Origin of the sequence: Paracoccus suum (assembly GCF_003324675.1) — a bacterium.
GTDB lineage: Bacteria > Pseudomonadota > Alphaproteobacteria > Rhodobacterales > Rhodobacteraceae > Paracoccus > Paracoccus suum.
The window spans coordinates 125,586-146,912 of sequence record NZ_CP030918.1; the positions used below are offsets into that span (position 1 = coordinate 125,586).

19 protein-coding genes, 1 tRNA gene and 1 pseudogene are annotated in these 21,327 nt (G+C 66.6%); 12 read left to right on the plus strand and 9 right to left on the minus strand.

Going from position 1 to position 21,327, the window contains the following annotated elements:
• Nucleotides 1-18: 18 nt before the first annotated feature.
• From DRW48_RS16505 to DRW48_RS00590, 7 genes are all read right to left on the minus strand, one after another.
• Nucleotides 19-372 carry a DUF3253 domain-containing protein gene (locus DRW48_RS16505; RefSeq protein WP_114074714.1) on the minus strand — a complete coding sequence of 118 codons (354 nt, stop codon included), beginning with the start codon at nucleotides 370-372 and terminating at the stop codon, nucleotides 19-21.
• Nucleotides 273-3,299, minus strand: coding sequence for an isoleucine--tRNA ligase (ileS, locus tag DRW48_RS00565; RefSeq protein WP_114074715.1), 3,027 nt, complete (start codon nucleotides 3,297-3,299; stop codon nucleotides 273-275). Before ileS ends, DRW48_RS16505 begins: the two co-directional genes overlap by 100 nt.
• Nucleotides 3,300-3,497: 198 nt before the next feature.
• Nucleotides 3,498-4,019 carry a copper chaperone PCu(A)C gene (locus tag DRW48_RS00570; RefSeq protein WP_114074716.1) on the minus strand — a complete coding sequence of 174 codons (522 nt, stop codon included), beginning with the start codon at nucleotides 4,017-4,019 and terminating at the stop codon, nucleotides 3,498-3,500.
• A 36-nt stretch (nucleotides 4,020-4,055) separates the two neighbouring features.
• On the minus strand, nucleotides 4,056-4,406 hold the full coding sequence (locus DRW48_RS00575; protein WP_114074717.1) for a hypothetical protein: 351 nt from the start codon (nucleotides 4,404-4,406) through the stop codon (nucleotides 4,056-4,058).
• Between the two features lie 127 nt (nucleotides 4,407-4,533).
• Nucleotides 4,534-4,821 carry a 50S ribosomal protein L28 gene (gene rpmB, locus DRW48_RS00580; protein ID WP_114074718.1) on the minus strand — a complete coding sequence of 96 codons (288 nt, stop codon included), beginning with the start codon at nucleotides 4,819-4,821 and terminating at the stop codon, nucleotides 4,534-4,536.
• A 126-nt stretch (nucleotides 4,822-4,947) separates the two neighbouring features.
• Nucleotides 4,948-5,586, minus strand: a complete 639-nt coding sequence (locus DRW48_RS00585) for an inner membrane-spanning protein YciB (RefSeq protein WP_114074719.1) — start codon at nucleotides 5,584-5,586, stop codon at nucleotides 4,948-4,950.
• 61 nt (nucleotides 5,587-5,647) lie between these two features.
• A complete protein-coding gene (locus tag DRW48_RS00590) occupies nucleotides 5,648-7,090 on the minus strand; it encodes a DUF1223 domain-containing protein (protein WP_114074720.1) in 1,443 nt (480 codons plus the stop codon).
• Between the two features lie 199 nt (nucleotides 7,091-7,289).
• Here DRW48_RS00590 and acnA point away from each other — a divergent pair, with 199 nt between their 5' ends.
• The 3 genes from acnA (at nucleotide 7,290) to DRW48_RS00605 (ending at nucleotide 11,914) form a co-directional block, all read left to right on the plus strand.
• Nucleotides 7,290-10,079, plus strand: a complete 2,790-nt coding sequence (acnA, locus tag DRW48_RS00595; RefSeq protein ID WP_114074721.1) for an aconitate hydratase AcnA — start codon at nucleotides 7,290-7,292, stop codon at nucleotides 10,077-10,079.
• A gap of 166 nt (nucleotides 10,080-10,245) precedes the next feature.
• Nucleotides 10,246-11,190: a UDP-N-acetylmuramate dehydrogenase gene (murB, locus tag DRW48_RS00600; protein ID WP_422385740.1), complete on the plus strand. Its 945-nt coding sequence runs from the start codon at nucleotides 10,246-10,248 to the stop codon at nucleotides 11,188-11,190.
• A gap of 103 nt (nucleotides 11,191-11,293) precedes the next feature.
• On the plus strand, nucleotides 11,294-11,914 hold the full coding sequence (locus tag DRW48_RS00605; protein WP_114074722.1) for a TetR/AcrR family transcriptional regulator: 621 nt from the start codon (nucleotides 11,294-11,296) through the stop codon (nucleotides 11,912-11,914).
• On the opposite strand, the gene DRW48_RS00610 is transcribed toward DRW48_RS00605, so the two are convergent.
• Nucleotides 11,902-12,591 (minus strand): GntR family transcriptional regulator, encoded by a 690-nt coding sequence (locus DRW48_RS00610; RefSeq protein ID WP_114074723.1) that lies wholly within the window; start codon nucleotides 12,589-12,591, stop codon nucleotides 11,902-11,904. The two genes, DRW48_RS00605 and DRW48_RS00610, sit on opposite strands and share 13 nt — an antisense overlap.
• 30 nt (nucleotides 12,592-12,621) lie before the next feature.
• On the minus strand, nucleotides 12,622-13,317 hold the full coding sequence (locus DRW48_RS00615; protein WP_114074724.1) for a M48 family metallopeptidase: 696 nt from the start codon (nucleotides 13,315-13,317) through the stop codon (nucleotides 12,622-12,624).
• Nucleotides 13,318-13,426: 109 nt separating this feature from the next.
• Here DRW48_RS00615 and DRW48_RS00620 point away from each other — a divergent pair, with 109 nt between their 5' ends.
• From DRW48_RS00620 to DRW48_RS00660, 9 genes and pseudogenes are all read left to right on the plus strand, one after another.
• Nucleotides 13,427-13,756 (plus strand): TIGR02300 family protein, encoded by a 330-nt coding sequence (locus tag DRW48_RS00620; RefSeq protein WP_114074725.1) that lies wholly within the window; start codon nucleotides 13,427-13,429, stop codon nucleotides 13,754-13,756.
• A 122-nt stretch (nucleotides 13,757-13,878) separates the two neighbouring features.
• Nucleotides 13,879-13,954: transfer RNA gene (locus DRW48_RS00625), tRNA-Ala, on the plus strand.
• Between the two features lie 286 nt (nucleotides 13,955-14,240).
• Nucleotides 14,241-14,378: pseudogene (locus tag DRW48_RS00630) on the plus strand (amino acid ABC transporter ATP-binding protein); the annotation flags it as partial.
• A gap of 412 nt (nucleotides 14,379-14,790) precedes the next feature.
• Nucleotides 14,791-16,032 carry a Zn-dependent hydrolase gene (locus DRW48_RS00635; RefSeq protein WP_114077253.1) on the plus strand — a complete coding sequence of 414 codons (1,242 nt, stop codon included), beginning with the start codon at nucleotides 14,791-14,793 and terminating at the stop codon, nucleotides 16,030-16,032.
• A 173-nt stretch (nucleotides 16,033-16,205) separates the two neighbouring features.
• Nucleotides 16,206-17,258: a transporter substrate-binding protein gene (locus DRW48_RS00640; RefSeq protein WP_114074726.1), complete on the plus strand. Its 1,053-nt coding sequence runs from the start codon at nucleotides 16,206-16,208 to the stop codon at nucleotides 17,256-17,258.
• A complete protein-coding gene (locus tag DRW48_RS00645; protein ID WP_114074727.1) occupies nucleotides 17,255-17,851 on the plus strand; it encodes an ANTAR domain-containing response regulator in 597 nt (198 codons plus the stop codon). The genes DRW48_RS00640 and DRW48_RS00645 overlap by 4 nt, the downstream gene beginning before the upstream one ends.
• Nucleotides 17,848-18,753, plus strand: a complete 906-nt coding sequence (locus tag DRW48_RS00650; protein ID WP_114074728.1) for an ABC transporter permease — start codon at nucleotides 17,848-17,850, stop codon at nucleotides 18,751-18,753. Before DRW48_RS00645 ends, DRW48_RS00650 begins: the two co-directional genes overlap by 4 nt.
• Complete coding sequence (locus DRW48_RS00655) at nucleotides 18,753-19,679, plus strand: ABC transporter permease (RefSeq protein WP_114074729.1); 927 nt, start codon at nucleotides 18,753-18,755, stop codon at nucleotides 19,677-19,679. The genes DRW48_RS00650 and DRW48_RS00655 overlap by 1 nt, the downstream gene beginning before the upstream one ends.
• Before the next feature lie 19 nt (nucleotides 19,680-19,698).
• The gene (locus tag DRW48_RS00660) at nucleotides 19,699-21,327 is read left to right on the plus strand and encodes an ABC transporter substrate-binding protein (protein WP_114074730.1); all 1,629 of its coding nucleotides are present in this window, start codon (nucleotides 19,699-19,701) and stop codon (nucleotides 21,325-21,327) included.

The window sequence follows — 21,327 nt, forward strand, 5'->3', positions numbered from 1 at the left end:
GTCGTCTGGTCGACGGCTCTACTGCGCGCCGGAATCGTCGCGCGACAGACGCAATCGGATCGGTCCGACCGCGGTGCGCGGGTCGGCCGGAACGCCCTTCTGTGAGGCCTCGATCATACCCTCATCCTGAAGCGCGCCGGCCTCATACCGCACGGCATCCATCAACGGACGCCAGTCATCTGCGAGGCGGCGCGCAACCTCCGATGGGCAGAACGTCTGCGGTGCCCGCCCTTGGGCGAGCACCATGATTTCGCCACGGATCGCCTCCGGCTTCAGCGGCCGAGCGCCGTCAGCGCCTCGTCGCAGCGGGCGCAGACACCAGGGTGCGCGTGGCTGCCGACGTCGGGCAGGATCTGCCAGCAACGCTGGCATTTCTGCCCTTCAGCCAGGGCGAAGATCACCCCTACGCCCAGGACGTCAGCCAGTAGGAATGCGCCCTCCGGTGCCGGGGCCGGCGTCAGGGTCAGGTCCGAGGTGATGCACATGTCGGCGAAATCGACGTTCTCCAGCACCGCGAACATGTCCGGATCCTCGACATGGACGACGGGCGCCGCCTCGAGGCTGGCGCCGATGGTCTTGTCGCTGCGTTTGACCTCCAGCGCGGCGGTGACCACGCGGCGGGCGCGGCGCACCATGTCCCAGCGGGCGGCGAGGGCATCGTTGCGCCAATCAGCCGGCGTCGGCGGGAAGTCGTGCAGATGCACGCTGTCGGTGTCCGAAGGCCAGCGCGACAGCCACACATCCTCGGCCGTGAAGGGCAGGATCGGCGCCAGCCACAGCGTCAGGCGGCGGAAGACCGCGTCGAGGACGGTACGGACGGCCCGACGCCGCAGGCTGCCGGGCGCGTCGCAATAGAGCGCATCCTTGCGGATATCGAACCAGAAGGCCGACAGATCGCTGGTCGCAAAGTTGAACAGCGACTGGAATACGCCCTGGAAGTCGTAGGCTTCGAAGCCCTGGCTGACCTCGGCATCCAGTTGCGCGAGGCGGTGCAGGACCCAACGCTCAAGCTCGGGCATCTGTGCGGGCTCGACCCGCTCGGCCTCGTCGAAGTCAGCCAGCGCGCCCAGCAAGAAGCGCAGCGTGTTGCGCAGGCGGCGATAGCTGTCGGCGGTGCCCTTGAGGATCTCGGGCCCGATCCGCTGGTCAGCGGTGTAGTCGGCCTGCGCGACCCAGAGGCGCAGGATATCGGCGCCGTATTGCTCGATCACCTTGGCAGGAACGATGGTGTTGCCGAGCGATTTGGACATCTTCATGCCCTTCTCGTCCAGCGTGAAGCCATGCGTCAGCACCCCGCGATAGGGCGCGCGGCCCTGCGTCGCACAGGCCTGCAGCAACGAGGATTGGAACCAGCCGCGATGCTGGTCCGTGCCCTCGAGATAGAGGTCGGCGATCCCGTCAGGCGCGCCGTCCGCGCGGTCGCGCAGCACGAAAGCGTGGGTGGAGCCGCTGTCGAACCACACGTCCAGCACGTCCATGACCTGGTCCCATTCGGCCGGGTCATGGAGGCCTTCCAGCATCCGATCCTTGAAACCCTCGGTGTACCAGACGTCGGCGCCGTGGATCGCGAAGGCCTCGCGGATGCGGGCGTTCACCGCCTCGTCGCGCAGTAGGAAGTTGGGCGCATCCGGGCGTGCGTTGGCGCGGGTAAAGCAGGTCAGCGGCACGCCCCAGGCCCGTTGGCGTGAAAGCACCCAGTCGGGCCGATTCTCGACCATGCTGTGGATGCGGTTGCGCCCCGTGCGGGGGGTCCATTTGACCAGCTCGTCGATCGACGCCAGCGCACGCGCGCGGATTGTTTGGCCATATTCGCCCATGCCATCGTCCAGCGGCTTGTCGATGGCGGCGAACCACTGCGGCGTGTTTCGAAAGATGACCGGGGCCTTGGACCGCCAGCTGTGCGGATAACTGTGCTTCACTTTGCCCTTGGCCAGCAGCGCCCCTTGCCCCGCCAGCGCCTTGATGTTGCTGACGTTGGCAGGACCTTCCTTGCCCTCGGGCGTCAGGATGGCTTGACCGCCAAAGACCGGCAGGTCCCCGCGGTAGCTGCCGTCGGGCCCGACGTTATGCGTCATCGGCAGGCCATGGCGCAGGCCCATCTGATAGTCGTCCTCGCCGTGGCTGGGGGCGGTGTGGACAAAGCCCGTGCCGGCGTCCTCAGTGACATGATCCCCGGGAAGGAGAGGGACAGGGAAGTCCCACTCCCTGCTACCTCCATCAAGTCCGCGGTAGGGATGAGAAAGTAAAATATTGCTTAGAAGATCACCCTTGAACGCCTCACCAATCTCATAGCGTTCAATTTTGGCTGCTCGAGCAATATCTTCAATCTGAGAGGACGCAACGAGAAGTTGTTCGCCAACTTTGGCGGTGCTCCCTTCAGTAACTGCATTCACGCGCAAAACTGCATAATCAATTTCAGGATTGTAAGCGACCGCACGGTTCTGCGGGATAGTCCAGGGTGTAGTTGTCCAGATCACCACCGACACGTTATTCCGCACCAGCGCGTCCTGCAGGTTCATCCGATCATCAACAATGGGCACGCCAGGCGAACTCCGCGAGACCAATGGAGCCAAAACTCGAGCAGCCTCAATCACAGGAAATCTCACCCACACCTGATGACTGGTATGATCGTGATACTCGACCTCGGCCTCGGCCAGCGCGGTCTTCTCGACGGGCGACCACATGACCGGCTTGCTGCCCTGATAAAGGCTGCCGTTCATCACCAGCTTCATGAACTCGGCCGCGATGACTGACTCGGCGTGGAAGTTCATGGTCAGGTAGGGATCGGCCCAGTTGCCAATGACGCCTAGCCGCTCGAACTCCGCCCGCTGGGTGTCCACCCAACCGGCGGCGAAGGCGCGGCATTCCTGGCGGAACTCGATCATGTCGACCGCGTCCTTGTCCTGACCGCGGGCGCGATACTGCTCCTCGATCTTCCATTCGATCGGCAGGCCGTGGCAGTCCCAACCGGGGACATAGCGCGCATCGCGGCCCATCATCTGCTGGCTGCGGGTTACGATGTCCTTGAGGACCTTGTTCAGCGCGTGGCCGATGTGCAGGTGGCCGTTGGCGTAGGGCGGGCCGTCATGCAGGATGAACGGCCGGCGCCCCGCCGCATTGGCGCGCAACTGGTCGTAGATGCGGAGACGCGCCCAGCGGGCCAGCCATTCGGGCTCGCGCTGCGGCAGGCCGGCGCGCATGGGAAATTCGGTTTCAGGCAGAAAGACGGTGTCGCGATAGTCGGCGGCATCGGCATTGTCAGATTGGACCGCGGGCGGGGCGGACGTGTCGGCGCACATCGAGGCTATCCTTGCAGGCGTTCAGGGTTGGGCAAGCGGCAACGACCCGGCAGCGCGGCCCGCAAGGGCTCAGGCCGCCGGGCGGATAATTCGATGTATCGCGCCCGTCATCAGCATGCGGTGGTTATAGGCAGCGCGGATTGCCGCCACAAGACGCGGGGACGAGGGGCACTGCCTGGGCCGCGCCTTTGCGCGGTGTCAGTTGGCCGGCTTCGCGTCGGCCGTGGCGGGGGCGCCATGGTGATGGCCCGCGGCCGGCGCCATGTCGTGACCGGCATGGGACATGGGCGCACCCGAGGCGCGCTCGTTGTCGACCGGGACATCGGCCGGGACCTGACCGCAGGGGCCGAAGTCGAGTGTCAGGGCGACAGTCTCGCCCGCCTTCAGCGGCTTTTCGAGGCCCATCAGCATGACGTGATTGCCGCCACGCTCCAGCTTCAGATCGCCGCCGGCTGGAACGGTCAGGCTCTCGACCTTGACCATCTTCATCACGCCGCCCTCTTCCTTGTGGCCGTGCAGCTCGGTCCGCTCGGCGACCGTGCTTTGCGCGCCCTGCAAGGTGCAGTCCGCGGCGCCGGGGTTGTGGATGGTCATGAAGGCGGCGCCCGCGTGGGCATTGGCGCTGCGCGCATAGGCGTCGGCCACGGTCGGCGCGGGCTCGGCCGCGGCGGCGATCAGGGGCAGGCAGGCGGCGGCGAGGGTCAGTGCAGTCGTTTTCATGTCGGTGTGTCCTGTGTGCGTTGCTTTCGGTTCGGGTCAGGCGGGCACTACAGGCGGGGCGCGGGCCCGCGGCGGCATCGGCGCGGGCAAGACGAGGTGAAGGGCGGCCTGCTGCGCTGCCAGGAGGCGTGCAGTCGGGGTCGGCCCGACGAACTGAACCGGCGGCGCGCCGATCGCGGCCATCAGCCCCAGCGCCATGTCGGGACAGATTTCTGCATGTCCTGAGACCGGCCCCCCGTCCGGGCCAGGCAGGACCGCAACGCGCAAAGCCTCGCCCGAGCACAGGATGACCGTGCCACCCGCCAGCACCCGCCCCCGCGCATGCCCCAAGGCGATGCCGGTCAGCAAGGTCACGATCAAGAGGGCGAGGCTGGCGGCGTTGCGCATATCGGGGTCAGTGCTACCCGATCAGGGCAATGGTTGCACAGGGGCGATGCGTCGCGTTGGCGGCAACGTCAGAACGCAAAAGGCCCCGCCATTGGGGCGAGGCCTTGATACAGCAATCCGGGACGGTTCAGGCGGTGGCCTGGCCCTTGGCGATCTCGCGCTTGATCTTCAGCGCGCGGTCCGACAGCTCGTCGTCCTTGGCTTTCGCCAGGAACGCGTCAAGGCCGCCGCGGTGGTCGACCGAGCGAAGGCCAGCGGCCGAGATGCGCAGCGCGTAGCTCTTGCCAGTCGATTCGCTCAGCAGCGTGACGTCGTTGAGATTCGGCAGGAACCGGCGACGGCTCTTGTTGTTGGCGTGGCTGACATTGTTGCCCGACATCGGGCCTTTGCCGGTCAGTTCGCAGACGCGCGACATGGGCGTAATCCTTCGTGTCCTCGAGGCGGCGCGGGTCTGACGGGCAGCCTGCCGCAATATGAAAGGGCGCCGCGAGGCAGCGCCCGAAAAACTGTTTGGCGTCCTTAAACGGACCGGACCTGCCCGTCAAGCCTGCCCGTCGGGGTTCTCGCCATCGCGGGGGCTGTCCGGATGCAGCGCATAGCGGCGCAGCAGGCCAACCTGCGCCATGAAGAAGATGAATAGGATCGCGGTCATGCCGAAGATCTTGAAGTTAACCCAGGTGCCCTCGGACATCGTGCGCCAGACGACCTCGTTCAGGACGGCGAGGCCGGCGAACATCAGCGCCATGCGGCCGGTCAGGATGCGCCAGCCCTCCTCGCGCATGGGCATCGCCTCGCCCATCAGTCGCGCCAGCCAGTTGCGCCGCAGTGCCAGGCTGACGCCCAGCACGGACGCAAACAGAAGGTACAGCAAGGTCGGCTTCATCTTGAAGAATCGCGGGTCGTTCAGCCAGAGGCTGAGGCCGCCGAACACCACCAGCAGGACCACGGTCGCGATCTGCATTACCGACAGCTTGCCAGTCAGCCGCCACAGGATCAGCGTGGCCAGCACTGTGACCGGCACGAAGATCATCGTTGCAACCATCAGACCGGAATAGCCGGTGCCGCCCAACATCACCGTTTCGGCCTTTAGCCGGCTGTAAACGACGAAGAACAGGATTAGCGGCCCGTATTCCAGCGCGGCCTTCAGGACGGGGCTGACCTTGCGGGGTTGGGGTTGCATCGGCGTCCTCTCGGGTAGTGGCCCTGCTCTGTGGCCGCTGGCGGCGGGGCGCGCAAGCCGGTCAGTCGAACGGCACGGCGGCGATGATCTGCCCCAGGCTGCGGCGCGCGGCGATCTGCTGGACCAGGACGGCGTGGCGGGTGTCGGCGGGAAGCGCCTCTCTGCCACCGCCGCGCGGCACCACGGTCAGGCGCAGCGGCCCGCGTCCGTCCCAGACCGCCAGGCGGTCCAGCGAGACGACGACATTGCGGTAAGCCACCGTGCGGCCGCGATTCTCGCCCGCGCCGATGCGCACCTCGCGGCGAGGGACGAACCGCACCAGATCGACGCTGAAGGCGCCGGACAGCTTGGCGCCGGGGGTCAGGTCGACCCGGATGCGCTCGCCCTCGTCGGCGACGGCGACCTGCGCGGGGCTACCCTCGGCCTCATGCATGTCGACCAGCATCTCGAGGCTGGCCGGCCCGAGGTCGAGCGGCGTGTCGAGACCGCCAACCACGAATTGCGGGGTATAGGTCGCGCGCTCGCCGGTGCGGCGGCCATAGGCGCGCTGCCGGGCGGTGAACTCGGGCCGGGCAAAATCATCAACCCAGCCGAGATAATCCCAGTAATCGACGTGAAAAGTCAGGGCGAGCACGTCAGGGCGCGAGGTCAACTCGCCCAGCAGCGCATCCGCCGGCGGACAGGAGGAGCATCCCTGCGAGGTGAACAGTTCGACCACGACCGGCGAGGCGGTGACCGCCGGGACAGATTTCGTTCGGCCGGCCGGTTGGGCCGGGGCAGCGGCGTTGGGGGCAACACCCGGGGCAGTGGCATTTGAAAGGGGCGGGATAAGCTTTCCGGTTGGCACGGGGGCGCCGGCGGGAGGCGGGGCCGCGGCCGGGTCGGCGGCAGGCGGGGCCAGGGACATCGACTGGCTGTCCAGCGATCCCCAGGATGATTCGGCCGAGGCAGGTTCGGACGGCCCGTCCAACACCATATCCCCGATCCCGGAATCGTCGGGCGAGATGACGGGCGTGTCGTCCTCCGGAGGCTCGTCGCCGGGACCTACATTACCGGTGCCCTTGCCTTGCCCGCCGTTGCCGTCAGCTTGAGGTTCATCGGACTTGGGCTCTGCCGTCGTGTCGTCGCTCTCGTCCTGGCTTTGGCTGTCATCCTGCTGCGCGCCTTGGCCATTTCCGGAGTTCTGGCCTCGGTCGCCCTTGCCTTGCTGCGCCCCGTTACCCTTGTCGTCGGCGTCGTCCTGGCCTTGGCCCTCGTCCTGACCCTGATCGCTACTATCGCCTTTCTCCTGGGCGCCCTTGCCATGCTCGCCAGACTTGCCGCTATCGTCGGACTTGCCCTCGCCTTGGCCAGCCTCGCTGTGGCTGCCGCCCGCGTCGTCGGGCCCCTTCGCCGCCAGCGGCAGCGCAGTCCCGCCGAGCAAAAGCGCCGCCAGCAGCAGTGCCCTGGCGGCAGGACGGCGGGTGCCGCGGGTGATCGGAAACAAGGGGCCAAGGGCGATCATGGCATGGTCATACCCGATCCCTGTTCACATTGCCCAATCAACGCTTCGTCAAGGCCAACGCGAGCCGGGCCTGCTTGCAAATCAGCCACATTCGGTATACCGTCGCATACAATTCAAACGCAATGGTTGCCAGCCTCGCCATCGTCGGGCAGACGCAGCGCATCCAACGCCCCATTCGCCAGCCAGGAGCAGGTCAGCCATGCCCATCGTCACCGGCACCGATACCGCCCGCACGCGCCGCACCCTCGACGCCGCCGGCCAACAGTTCACCTATTACTCGATCCCCGCCGCGACCGAGGCCGGCCTCGGCGACTTTTCGCGCCTGCCCGCCTCGCTGAAGGTGGTGCTCGAGAACATGCTGCGGTTCGAGGACGGCGGCTTCACGGTGTCGGTGGACGACATCAAGGCCTTCGCCGCCTGGGCGAAGAACGGCGGCAAATCCGATCGCGAGATTGCCTATCGCCCCGCCCGCGTGCTGATGCAGGACTTCACCGGGGTGCCAGCGGTCGTGGACCTCGCCGCCATGCGTGACGGCATCAAGGCGCTGGGCGGCGACGCGCAAAAAATCAATCCGCTGAACCCGGTTGATCTGGTCATCGACCACAGCGTCATGGTCGACGAATTTGGCAACCAGCGCGCCTTCCAAGTCAACGTGGACCGGGAGTATCAGCGCAACATCGAGCGTTATCAGTTCCTGAAATGGGGTCAGGGCGCGTTCAACAACTTCCGCGTTGTCCCGCCCGGGACCGGCATCTGCCACCAGGTGAACCTGGAATACCTGGCCCAGACCGTCTGGACCGACACCGACCAGACCGGCGCGATCGTCGCCTATCCCGACACGCTGGTCGGCACCGACAGCCATACGACCATGGTCAACGGCCTTGCTGTCCTCGGATGGGGCGTCGGCGGGATCGAGGCCGAGGCGGCCATGCTTGGCCAGCCCGTCTCGATGCTGATCCCCGAGGTTGTCGGCTTCAAGATCACCGGCGCGCTGCGCGAAGGGGTCACCGCGACCGACCTGGTGCTGATCGTCGTCAAGATGCTGCGCGACCACAAGGTGGTCGGCAAGTTCGTCGAGTTCTACGGCGAGGGCCTCGACAACATGCCGCTGGCCGACCGCGCCACGATCGCCAACATGGCGCCCGAATACGGCGCCACCTGCGGCTTTTTCCCGATCGACAACGAAACCCTGCGCTATCTGCGTCAGACCGGCCGCGACGAGGACCGCATCGCGCTTGTCGAAGCCTATGCCCGGGCCAATGGCATGTGGCGCGACAGCGCCGTCGAGCCGGTGTTCACCTCGACGCTGCACCTCGACCTCGGGAGCGTGGTCCCGGCGATCTCTGGCCCCAAGCGGCCTCAGGACCACGTCGCGCTCGACGCCGCCGCGAAGACCTTCAAGGCCTATATCGAGGGCCTGCGCCCCGCGCCGTCGGTGCCGAAAGCGCAGAAGTTCGAGATGACCGAGGAGGGCGGCGCGCCCGCACCCTCGTCCTCCGAGATCCCGGGCAGCGATCGCGGCGGGGTCGAGATTCCCTGCGCGCCGGTCGAGGGTCGCGACTTCACGCTCGGTGACGGCAGCGTCGTGATCGCCGCTATTACCAGTTGCACCAACACCTCGAACCCCTATGTGATGATGGCTGCCGGCCTCGTCGCCAAGAAAGCGAACGAGCGCGGCCTGACCCGCAAGCCCTGGGTCAAGACCTCGCTGGCGCCGGGATCGCAGGTGGTCGAGCAGTACCTGCGCGCCGCCGGCTTGCAGGAGCATCTGGACGCCCTCGGCTTCAACCTCGTCGGCTTTGGCTGCACCACCTGCATCGGCAACTCGGGGCCGCTCGACCCCGAGATCAGCAAGTCGATCAGCGATAATGACCTGGTCGCTGTGTCGGTGTTGTCGGGCAACCGCAACTTCGAGGGCCGCATCAGCCCGGACGTGCGCGCCAACTATCTGGCCAGCCCGCCGCTGGTAGTCGCCTATGCCATCGCCGGCGACATGAACATCGACATCACCCGCGAGCCGCTGGGCACCGACCGCGAGGGAAAGCCGGTCTATCTGCGTGATCTGTGGCCGACCTCGCAGGAGGTCGCGGACCTCGTCCATGACGTTGTCACGCGCGAGATGTTCCAGCAGAAATACGCTGACGTCTTCAAGGGCGACGAGCGCTGGCAGGCAGTCGAGACCACGGACAGCGAGACCTATGACTGGCCGCCGACCTCGACTTACATCCAGAATCCGCCCTATTTCCGCGGCATGTCGCGCGATGCGGGCACCATCCACGACATCGACAACGCCCGCATCCTCGCGATCCTGGGCGACATGATCACCACCGACCACATCAGCCCGGCCGGCAGCTTCAAGCCGACCACTCCCGCTGGCCGCTACCTGACCGAACGGCAGGTCTCGCCCGCCGATTTCAACAGCTACGGCTCGCGCCGCGGCAACCACGAGATCATGATGCGCGGCACCTTCGCCAACATCCGCATCAAGAACGAGATGCTGGACGGAATCGAGGGTGGTTACACCAAGTGCCCGGAAGGCAAGGAGGCGGCGATCTACGACGCGGCCATGGCCTATCAGGAGGCGGGGATTCCGCTGGTGGTGATCGGCGGCGTCGAATACGGGGCCGGCAGCTCGCGCGACTGGGCGGCCAAGGGGACCAACCTGCTGGGCGTCAAGGCCGTGATCGCCGAGAGCTTCGAGCGGATCCACCGCAGCAACCTGGTTGGCATGGGCGTCATCCCGTTCGAGTTCACCCACGGCGTCAACCGCAAGTCGCTGGAACTGAAGGGCGACGAGGTCATCAGCATCGACGGCCTCGAGGGCGACCTGAAGCCGCAGGCGATGGTCGAGTGCCACATCCTGTATGGCGATGGGCGCGAACGCACGATCCAGCTGAAGGCGCGGATCGATACCGAGGTCGAGATCGAATACCTCAAGAACGGCGGCGTGCTGCAATATGTGCTGCGCAACCTCGCCAAGGCCGGCTGACAGCTTTTTGCCTGGCCTGGTGACCGGCCCGTCTGCATCGCAGGCGGGCCGGTTTCGTGACAGTGCGCGCGGGCCGGGCAGTCCTGCGCCCAAGGCCAACTGATCCACTTGGCGGCCCGCCGCCGAGGCGCTAGGCAGGGGCGCCCAGCGCCGAGGAGGTGACGCCGTGACCCTTGCCACCCCGATCACCCCCTGCCCTCCCCGTGGCGCACTGACGGCGGGGCGGGTGCTGGCCGATCTGACATGGCTTCGGGTCGGCGGCCCGGCGGACTGGCTGTTCCAGCCGGCGGACGAGGCTGACCTGACGCAGTTCCTGGCCCAACTGCCGGCGGACGTGCCCGTGTTCCCGATCGGCGTCGGAAGCAACCTGATCGTTCGCGACGGCGGCATCCGCGGCGTGGTCATCCGCCTCGGGCGCGGCTTCAACGGCATCGAGGTTGACCCGGAAAGCGGCATCGTGACCGCTGGTGCAGCGGCGCTGGACGCCCATGTCGCCCGCCGCGCTGCCGAGGCGGGACGCGATCTGACCTTCCTGCGCACCATTCCCGGCAGCATCGGCGGCGCGGTGCGGATGAACGCCGGCTGCTATGGCAGCTACGTCGCCGATCATCTGATCGACATCCGCGCGGTCACCCGCGACGGCCGCCCCGTCACCATCCCGGCCGGGGATCTGGCCCTCGCCTATCGCAGCAGCAGCCTGCCCGACGGTTGGATCGTCACCGGCGCGCGCCTGCGCGCCGACGCGGCTGATCCGGCCCAGTTGGCACAACGGATGGACGAGCAACTGGCCCGCCGCGACGCCAGTCAGCCGGTCAAGGAACGCAGCGCGGGTTCGACCTTTCGCAACCCGGCCGGCTTTTCGTCGACCGGGCGCGCCGATGACCGCCACGACCTCAAGGCCTGGACCCTGATCGACGCCGCAGGCCTGCGCGGCCACCGCCTCGGAGGCGCGCAGATGAGCGAAAAGCACCCGAACTTCCTGCTGAACACCGGGGACGCTTCCGCCGCCGATCTCGAGGCACTGGGCGAGTTGGTTCGCGCCCGCGTGCGCGAGACCTCCGGCCACGCCTTGCAGTGGGAGGTGATCCGGATCGGCGAGCCGGCCCCTTGAAGGTGCCCCCTCCGTCAAAGCGGCCCCCGTTGAAACCCCAGCCGTTGGCGGGCGTTTCCTCTCGGACACCACCTCTGGTGTCGGGCACAGACGGAGCAAGCTGATGGTCCGTGCCAAGGGCAGCCGGAACACCGGCTACGACGAACGACGGGCCGAACTGCTGGAATGCCTGCGTCATCGCATCCGGCAACCCGGAGCCTCGAACCCCACGCTGCGCGAATTGTCGATCGCCTGCGGTTGCAGTGTCTCGACCCTCAAGCATTATTTCGGCCGCCGCCAGGACATCGTGCTGGCCATCTTCGAGGATACTCACGCCCGCGCGCGGCGCCATCTGGAGCGGGTGCGCGAGCCCACCGGCCCCCTCGACCAGTCGATCCGCGATGCTGTCCACGAGGCGTGGATGGTGCTGTCCGACCTCGGCGCGGCGCGGACGCTGGGGATCGGGCTCAGCGAGGGACTGGGCCACGCCGCCCTCGGGCCGGGCTATCTGAACGACGTATTCGACCCCTATATCCGCGCCCTCTGCGACCGCCTGGCGACGCATATCCTGCGCGGCGAGATGCGGGACGTGGAGCCGCGGATGGCGGCGCTTGCGCTCGCCTCGCCACTGCTGCTGGCTGCGCTTCACCAGGAGCATCTCGACGGTGCTCGCGTCTGGCCGCTAGACCGCGAAAAGATGCTGGACCACACCGTCGAGAGCTTTCTACGCGCCTACGCCCTCTGACGCGCAGGGCCAAGCTGCCGGCCGCGCGCGAGCTCCGGCGTCGCCAGATGGCGCAGCCCCTGGGTCACGTCGGCGCGGACCGCCAGCCGCAGCCCCGGCTCGTCGCCCGCCCGCAGCGCGGCGAGGATCAGGCGGTGGTGGCGCGGCGGCTCGTGGCGCTGCACCCGGCCGTAGAGGGCGCGCATGGTCGGCCCCAGTTGCAGCCAGACCGTCTCCAGCACCGCCAGCATCGCCGGGGCCTGGGCACGCAGGTAGAGCGTGCGGTGAAACTCCAGATTGGTGCGGATATAGGCAACGGCATCGTGACGCTCGACAGCCTCGGCGATAGCCGTGTTGATCGCCGCCAGCCGATCGATCAGCGCGAAATGTGCGCGCGGCAGGGCGCGGCTGGCCAGCTCTGGCTCGATCAGTGCCCGCAGCGCGGCCAATTCCTCGATCCGCTCGTCAGACAAGGCCGGGGTGGCGACGCGCCCGGACGAGGACAGCGTCAATGCCCCCTCAGCCACCAGGCGCCGCACCGCCTCGCGGGCGGGGGTCATAGATACGCCGTATTCCGTGGCGATCCCGCGCAGCGTCAGGGCTTGGCCGGGGGCGAGTTCGCCCAGCATGATGCGGGCGCGCAGGGTGCGATACAGGCGCTCGTGCTGGGTTGGCTCAATGGGACGGCTGGTGGGCATGGGATGTGATCACACCGCTAAGGGTCGGCGTCAATCCCGTCGAAAGCGCCATGCCTGCAGGGCTGGCCCATGCCGGCGCAACCAGGCGCGGCTGCCCTCATGCTCCGGGCAAAGATGCGCGACCACCGCCCAGAAAGCTGGCGAGTGGTCCATCCGCGCCAGATGTGCGACTTCATGCGCGGCGACATAATCCAGCACGGCAGGCGGGGCCATCGCCAGCCGCCAGTTGAACATCAGCTTGCCCTGAGCGGTGCAACTGCCCCAGCGCGAGCGGGTATCGCGCAGGCTGATGCCAGTCAGCTTGCGCACGCCACTGGGCAGCCGGCGCGCATGGGCCGTGCAGGCCGGCTCCAGTACGGTCCGCGCCCGCTCGCGCAGCCAAGCCGCCAGTACCGGCCCGGGCTCTCGCCCTGCGGGCACCAGCAGCGCCTCGCCCTCGATCCGCGGCAGGCGCAGGGCGGCAGGCGTGATCACCAGCGGCGTGCCGTCCACCGGAAGCCTGGCCCCATGGGCCACCACTGCCGGCGCGGGCATGGAGGCCACCGCCCGGCCCAGCCAATCGGCGCGCGATTGCACGAACCGGGCGCCCTCCGCCTCGGTCGCGCCGGGTGGCAATGTCAGCACCGCCTGCCCGTCGCGACGGCTGACCCGCAGGATCATGCGCCGCGCCCGCGCCGAGCGCCGCACCACAACCTCCTGCCCCGTCGCCAGCGTGATCGAGCCCATCAACCCCCAGCGCGTCCCGGCGCGCCGCCCTTTTTCCCGAAAGGTTTTGACACCCCGCAGGGGCTGTGGCAGGGGGACGCCGATTTGCCAACCCTACCCGGAGATCCCCATGCCTAAAGAAGAGTGGGGCACCAAACGGATGTGCCCCCATTGCGGTTCGCGTTTCTACGATCTGCAGGCCGATCCGATGACTTGCCCGGTCTGCAGCGAGACCTTTACTGCGGAAAGCCTGGTCGCCGGCCGCGGCCGCGCCATTGTCCGCGAAAAGGCGGCTGCGGTCGATACCAGCGATGACGATGACGTGATCGAGACGGACAGCGAACTGGACGCCAACGAGGCCGAGGCGGACCTGGACGACGACCTGCTGGAAGACGACGATGATGGCGACGTTTCGCTCGATGAAATCGCCGACGTGCCCGCGGACGAAGACGAAAACTGAGGCCTGTTGAAGGCCCTATCATGAAAGGGGGCGCGGGCCGGAAATACCGCTTGCGCCCCCCGAGACCACCCCATATACGACGCCGCACGCAGCAGGGCACAGACCTGATGCGGACCTCCGGTGGGGCCATAGCTCAGTTGGTAGAGCGCTTGAATGGCATTCAAGAGGTCAGGGGTTCGACTCCCCTTGGCTCCACCATAGACCTATATTGTTTATTTGCATTAAGTTGGCAGGAACTCCCCTGTCAAATGTTTCGGGCATGGATTGGCCGAAATCTAGTGGGTCATCGATAGATTCGAGTGGTCGATAAATTGCTTCACTTCCACCCGCAAACGGGCGTTTGCTAAGCGCCGGGTTTAGGCTTTAGATAACCATTGTCAGGTTGCGTAATGTTTAAGGCCGCCCCGCGTTCGGGAGCCCGGGCTCTCTCGTATCAATCGGGCCGACCAACTTGCCACCAAGCGGCCGGCGGTCCATCCACCGCTTCGCCCGCAAAGTCGCAAACCGGGTGGTGTTCATGGATGCGGGGGTCATTGTCGAGGACCGCAGAACGGAGGAGTTCTTTGGCGATCCGCGCAGCGACCGGGCCAAGGAATTCCTTTCAAAGATCCTCGGACATTAGGGGAAAGATCCGCGCGGACTTTGCAAGATAGGCGCGCGGGGCGGCGTGGGCCCACAGGCGACCTTCCCGCTGCGGGAGCGTCTGACGTCGCTGGAGGGCCGACGATGACGGCGCTAATGTTCGCGTGCGAGGGCGCCTGTCAGGGTGACGCGAGGATGCGCTCAGGTCAAAATCCCTGCAAATAGCCTGAGCAGGGACCGGAATATGGGCCGTTGCCCTAAGCCTCACGTGATCGGGTTCGGCAAGCCGCGCTCAACCGAAAATCCCTCACCCGCCTGAAGTGATAGCGCCGCGGCCCTAGGTCGCTCATGGCCTCGCAGGTATAACCCCGCCGGTTTGCTATTTCCGCGCCAAGTTGTTTCAGTCGAAGAAGCTCGCCGTCTTTCGCGTCCAATCAAGACAAGAGGTTATGATGATCCCTTCCGCCGACGCCCGCGTAGACCTCAATCGCTTCTGGACGACGATCGAGCGCTCGGCAGAGATCGGCGCAGGACGGCCGGGAGGGCTTGCGCGCCTGGCTTTGAGCGACAGCGATCGCGAGATGCGCGATCAGTTCGTCGACTGGTGCCGGGAGGCGGGGCTGACTGTTACCGTAGACCGCGTGGGCTCGGTCTTCGCGCGGCGGGCGGGCCGCGACGACGGGTTGGCCCCCGTCATGATCGGATCGCATCTGGACACTCAGATCAACGGCGGTCGTTTCGACGGGATTGCGGGTGTCCTGGCGGGACTGGAAGTTGTCCACACGCTGAACGATTCCGGCCACATCACGCGACGGCCCATCGTCGTCGCGAACTGGACGAACGAGGAGGGCGCGCGCTTTTCGCCCCCGATGATCGCCTCGGGGGCCTATGTCGGGCGCTATCCGCTGGAATGGTGCCACGACCTTATTGGCGACGACGGGGCGAGGTTCGGGGATGAACTGGAGCGGATCGGCTATGCCGGAAATGCTCCTCTCGGCGGCGAGATCGACGCTTACTTCGAATTGCATATCGAGCAGGGACCGATTCTTCACGCAGAGGGCCGCGAAGTCGGGGTCGTGACGACCGGGTATCCGAGTCACGGAATCCGCGTACGCTTTGGTGGGGAAACGGCCCATACCGGGCCGACGCCGATGGACATGCGCCACAACGCGTTGATCGCGGGCGCGCGTTTCCTGACGGCGGTGGACGACATTGGGTGGGAGTTCGCAGTGCTTGATGGCAAGGCGACGGGCTCGCGCCTTGCGGCTTGGCCGAACATGCCCAGCATCCTGTCCGAAACCGCCGAATGCGTGGCCGACGTGCGTCACCCGGATCGGGTGACAGCCCGCGTCATGGCCGAGAAGATGCGCCGTGCCGCGCGAGAGGCCGCTGCCCGTGCCGGCTGCACCATGACTATCGAGGACGAGTGGTCATTCGGGGGCGACATCTTCGACCGCGATCTGGTCGACCTTATCCGGGCCGAGGCGATCCGCCAGGGCCATGACTGGCGCGACATCGCCAGCCAGGCGGGCCACGACGCCTATCACATTGCCACCCGCTATCCGACGGCGATGATCTTTACGCCCTGCAAGGACGGAATCACGCACAACAACATGGAATATTGCGAGCCAGGCGACTTCCAGGCGGGGTTGAATATCCTGCTGCACGCTGTCGGCCAGCGCGCCGACCGCTAGCCCTTTCTTGGGCAGTCCTCCCGGCGATCAGGAATTGGTGCAAGCCCAAGAATACCGCTTGACCCCCCGCGCGCCGCCAGCGCACTCTTTTCCCAAATAGCGCGATGCGCATGGCATGAGGGCCTTACACCTGTTGTTGCGGGGGTAGGGCCTTTTTCTTTTGGGGATGACGGGTGAGGCGGAGAGTTGAGATCGGGATCCTGCATTCGTCCTCGGGCGATTACTGCGCCATTGCAGCGGCAAGCCGCGCGGGCGCACTTGCGGGCGTGTCCGATGTTAACGCAAGCGCGCAGTCCTTTATCGAAATGATGCCGGTGCTGCGCGACCCTCGGGGGCAGGTCGACCTCTATGCGCCGCTCTGCCACGACATCCTCACCACAAGCCGCGCTCGCCACGTCATCGGTTGTGCGACCTCTTCCAGCCGCAAGGAAGTCCTGCCGGTGATCGAGCGCCACGGGGCGACGCTGTGGTATGCCCTGCCCTACGAGGGGTTCGAAGCGTCCGATCATGCCGTTTACATGCACGCCTGCCCGAACCAGCATCTGCTGCCCCTGTTGGACTGGGCGCTGCCGCGGTTCGGCACGCGGGTGCATCTGGTCGGCTCGAATTATATCTGGGGCTGGGAGATCAACAGGTTGGCGCGCGAAGTTGTAGCCAACGCGGGCGGCTCGATCACGGCAGAACGGCACTTGCCAATGGGCGAGATCGCCGTTGCCTCGATGGTCGAGGAGATCGCCGATCTTCGGCCAGATTTCGTGCTGAACTCACTGGTAGGCACCACGCAATATGCCTTCGTCGCGGCGCTGAGGGCCGTCAGGCCAGACCTGCCGGTCCTGTCCTGCAACCTCACGGAGTGCGAACTGCCGCGGATGGGCGGGGCCGCCGAGGGGCTGATCGCAGCGGGCCCCTATTTCGCGGAAACCGGCACCGGCTTCGCCAATTCACACGCGGCTGCCGCCCATGCCTCTGTGATCGAGATGGCGCGGCTGTTCGAGCGGCACGAAGGTGGCGAAGATATGCCGCTGGCCGAATTGCTGGCACTGGACCAAGGCGCGGGCCCGATCGATTTTGAAACCCACCACACCGCCCTGCCGGTGCTGATCGCCGAGGTCCGGGACGGTGCCTTCCAGGTGCTCCGCCGTCTGCCGCCGGTGCCGGGCGACCCGTATCTTGCGCGGCACGACCGGCGAGCGCCCGCGCGCGCGCAACTGCGGCTCGTGCCGTGAGCCGGGCCCTGAACATCCTCGGGCTGGCCGGCGCCCGGGCTGCCATCCTGCACCGGCCACACCCGACGGTCGCCGCCATCGAACGCCAACTGGCCGCGATCGGGTTGTCGGCCAACGCCAGCTGGCCAGAGCTGGTCCCCGGGATGGCCGCGGATTTCCTGTTCTTTGACGTCGACATGGGGTTCGACGCCCAGTTCCCCTGGTTGCCGGGGCAAAGTCCCATACCACTCATCGCCCTGATCGGGTCCGAGGCGCCGGGGCGGATCGAATGGTCTCTGGCGCGCGGCGCGCATGCGCAGTTGCTGAAGCCGGTGGGCGATCACGGCGTCTATTCGGCGCTGCTGATCGCGCAGGCGACCTTTGCCGCCCAGCAAAGCCTGTCGGCCGAGATTGGCGATCTTCGCGACCGCCTGGCGGGGCGCGAGACTGTGGTGCGCGCGGTGATGGCACTGGTGAGCCAAGGGCTGACCGATGAGGAGGCGTTTGCCCGGCTGCGTCGCCTCGCGACCGACCGTCGCGAGAGTTTCGAGGCTGCAGCCAAGCGGGTGCTCGCCCGCACCGACAGCCTGCCAGTCCGAAAGGGGCCCCGATGACATCACCGCTGACCCCTGCTGCGGGAACGACCGTCACCGCTGCGCCGCCCGAGCGGGGGGTGCTGGCACGACTGCTGCGCAGGCCGCTGGCCCTGCTGGGCATCGTCCTGATCGTGCTGGTGGTAGCGGGCGCGGTGGGTGCGCCGTGGCTCACCTCCTATCCGCCGGATCAGCAGAACTTCGACGGCCTGACGCTGGAGGGGGCGCCGATGCCGCCGGGCGGACCGTGGCTGATGGGTACCGACCTGCTGGGCCGTGACCTGTGGTCGCGGCTGCTTTACGGCGCGCGCACATCGCTAATGATCGGCGTCCTCGCCAACGGCATCGCGGTCGCCTTGGGAACGGCGGTGGGACTGACCGCGGGATGGGTCCGCGGCTGGACCGGCACGATCCTGATGCGGCTGACGGACCTGATGATGGCCTTTCCCGCGCTGCTGCTGGCCATCTGCCTTGCCGCGGTCTTTCGCCCCTCGCTCTGGATCGTGGCGCTGGTGATCGCGCTGGTGAACTGGGTCCAGACCGCCCGCGTGATCTATACCGAAACCACGGGTCTGGCCGAGCGCGACTTTGTCGCCGCCGAACGCACGCTCGGCGCGTCCGGCGCGCGCATCCTGTGGCACCATATCCTGCCGCATCTGGTGCCGACGATCATCGTCTGGGCGACCTTGGGCATTTCGACCACCGTGCTGCTGGAGGCGACGCTGTCCTACCTGGGCGTGGGCGTGCAGCCGCCGACGCCCAGCTGGGGAAACATCATCTTCGAGAACCAGACCTATTTCCAGTCGGCGCCCTGGCTCGTCTTTATCCCGGGTGCGGCGATCCTGATCCTCGCACTGGCCTTCAACCTCGTGGGCGATGCGCTGCGCGACGTGCTGGACCCGACGCAAAGGGGGGCGCGCTGATGGCGGCCTATCTGCTGCGGCGGCTGTTTCAGGCTGCGCTGATCCTGCTCGGGGTCAGCATCATCACCTTTGGCCTGCTCTATGTGCTTCCGGCCGATCCGGTGCGCCAGATCGCCGGCCGCTCGGCAACGGCCGAGGTGGTCGAGAACATCCGCCGCCAACTGGGCCTCGATCAGCCGGTGTGGGTGCAATACGGCCGCTACCTGTGGGGGCTGCTGCATGGCGACATGGGGCGCAGCTACCTGCAGCGAACCGAGGTGGCGACCCTGATCGCCGCCCGCCTGCCCGCGACGCTGCAGCTGATGGTCGGCGCGATCCTGGCCGAGCTGACGATCGGCCTGACGCTGGGTGTCATCGCAGCGCTGAACCGGGGGCGCCCGCTCGACACCGGGCTGATGGTGTCCTCCTTCGTCGCCGTTTCGGCGCCGCAGTTCGTCGTCGCACTGCTGCTGCTCTACGTTTTTGCGGTCAAGCTGGGCTGGTTTCCCATCGGCGGCTATGGAACGCTTGACCATCTGGTGCTGCCCTCCGTCACGCTCGGGATCATGGGCGCGGGCTGGTATTCGCGGATGATGCGATCCTCGATGCTGGACGTGCTGCGTGCCGACTATATCCGCACAGCCCGCGCCAAGGGCCTGTCGCGCATGCGCGTGATCCTGCGCCATGCGCTGCCGAACGCGATCCTGCCCATCGTCGCCATGATCGGCATGGACATCGGCATCTTCATGGGCGGCGTGGTCGTCGTCGAAAGCGTCTTTGGCTGGCCCGGCATCGGGCAACTGGCCTGGCAGGCGATCCAGCGCGTCGACATTCCGATCATCATGGGAGTGACCATTACCTCGGCCGTGGCCATCGTCCTGGGCAATCTGCTGGCCGACCTGATCGCGCCATTCATCGATCCGCGCATCAAGCTGCGCTTGAACTAACAGGGAGAGGGAAACGAAAATGAAAACCTGGCTCATGTCCTCCGCGCTGGCGCTTTCGCTGGCTGCCTTTGCGGCGCCTGCCCTGGCGCAGAGCGCGCCGGATCCCGACGCCAAGCCCGGCGGCGACATCGTCATCACCTACAAGGATGACGTGGCGACGCTGGACCCCGCGATCGGCTATGACTGGCAGAACTGGTCGATGATCAAGTCAATCTTCGACGGGCTGATGGACTATGTCCCCGGCACCACCGACCTGCGTCCCGGCCTCGCCGAAAGTTACGAGATGTCGGACGACGGGCTGGCCTACACCTTCCACCTGCGCCCGGGCGTCAAGTTCCACAACGGGCGCGAGATGACCGCGGACGATGTGAAGTATTCGCTTGACCGCGTGACCGACCCGGCGACGCAATCGCCCGGCGCCGGCTTCTTTGGCTCGATCAAGGGGTATGACGAAGCCGCCTCGGGCGCTGCCAAGGGGCTGGCCGGCGTCACGGCGGTCGATCCCAAGACGGTCAAGATCGAACTGACGCGCCCGGACGCCACCTTCCTCCACGTCATGGCGTTGAACTTCAGCTATGTGGTGCCGAAAGAGGCGGTTGAGGAGCATGGCGCCGACTTCGGCAAGCACCCGGTCGGCACGGGCGCGTTCCGCATGGCGGAATGGACTATCGGCCAGCGTCTGGTGCTGGAAAAGAACCCCGATTTCTGGACCCCCGGCATCCCCTATCTGGACCGCGTGACCTTCGAGATCGGGCAGGAGCCGGTCGTCGCCCTGCTGCGCCTGCAGAAGGGCGAGGTGGACATTCCCGGCGACGGCATTCCGCCCGCGAAGTTCCAGGAAGTGATGAACGACCCCGAGCAGAAGGCCCGCGTGGTCGAAGGCGGCCAGCTGCAGACCGGCTATGTCACCATGAACGTGACCACCCCGCCCTTCGACAAGCCCGAGGTCCGGCGCGCGGTGAACATGGCGCTGAACAAAGACCGGATCGTGCAGATGATCAACAATCGCGCGGTGCCTGCGAACCAGCCGCTGCCGCCCTCGATGCCGGGCTACACCACCGACTACAAGGGCTATGGCTATGACGTCGAAGGCGCCAAGAAGCTGATGGCGGATGCCGGCCTTTCGGGCGGTGTCGATACCCAGCTGTTCGCCATGAACACCGACCCCAACCCGCGGATCGCGCAGGCAATCCAGCAGGACCTCGCGGCGATCGGAATCCGGGCCGAGATCAAGGCACTGGCGCAGGCCAACGTGATCGAGGCCGGCGGCAATGGCAGCGCGCCGATGATCTGGTCGGGCGGCATGGCGTGGATCGCGGATTTCCCGGACCCGTCGAACTTTTACGGTCCGATCCTGAGCTGCAGCGGCGCCGAGGCGGGCGGCTGGAACTGGGCGAAATACTGCAATGCCGAACTGGACGCGGCCGCTGCCAAGGCCGACAGCATGGTCGGCGAGGCCGCGAAGGACGCGCGACTGAAGGCCTGGTCCGACGTCTACATGAAGGTGATGGAGGACGCCCCCTGGGCGCCGGTCTTCAACGAGCAGCGCTTCACCATGAAATCCCCCCGCATGGGCGGCGCCGATGCGCTGTATGTCGATCCCGTCTCGATTCCGATCAACTATGATTATGTATATGTGAACCAGTAA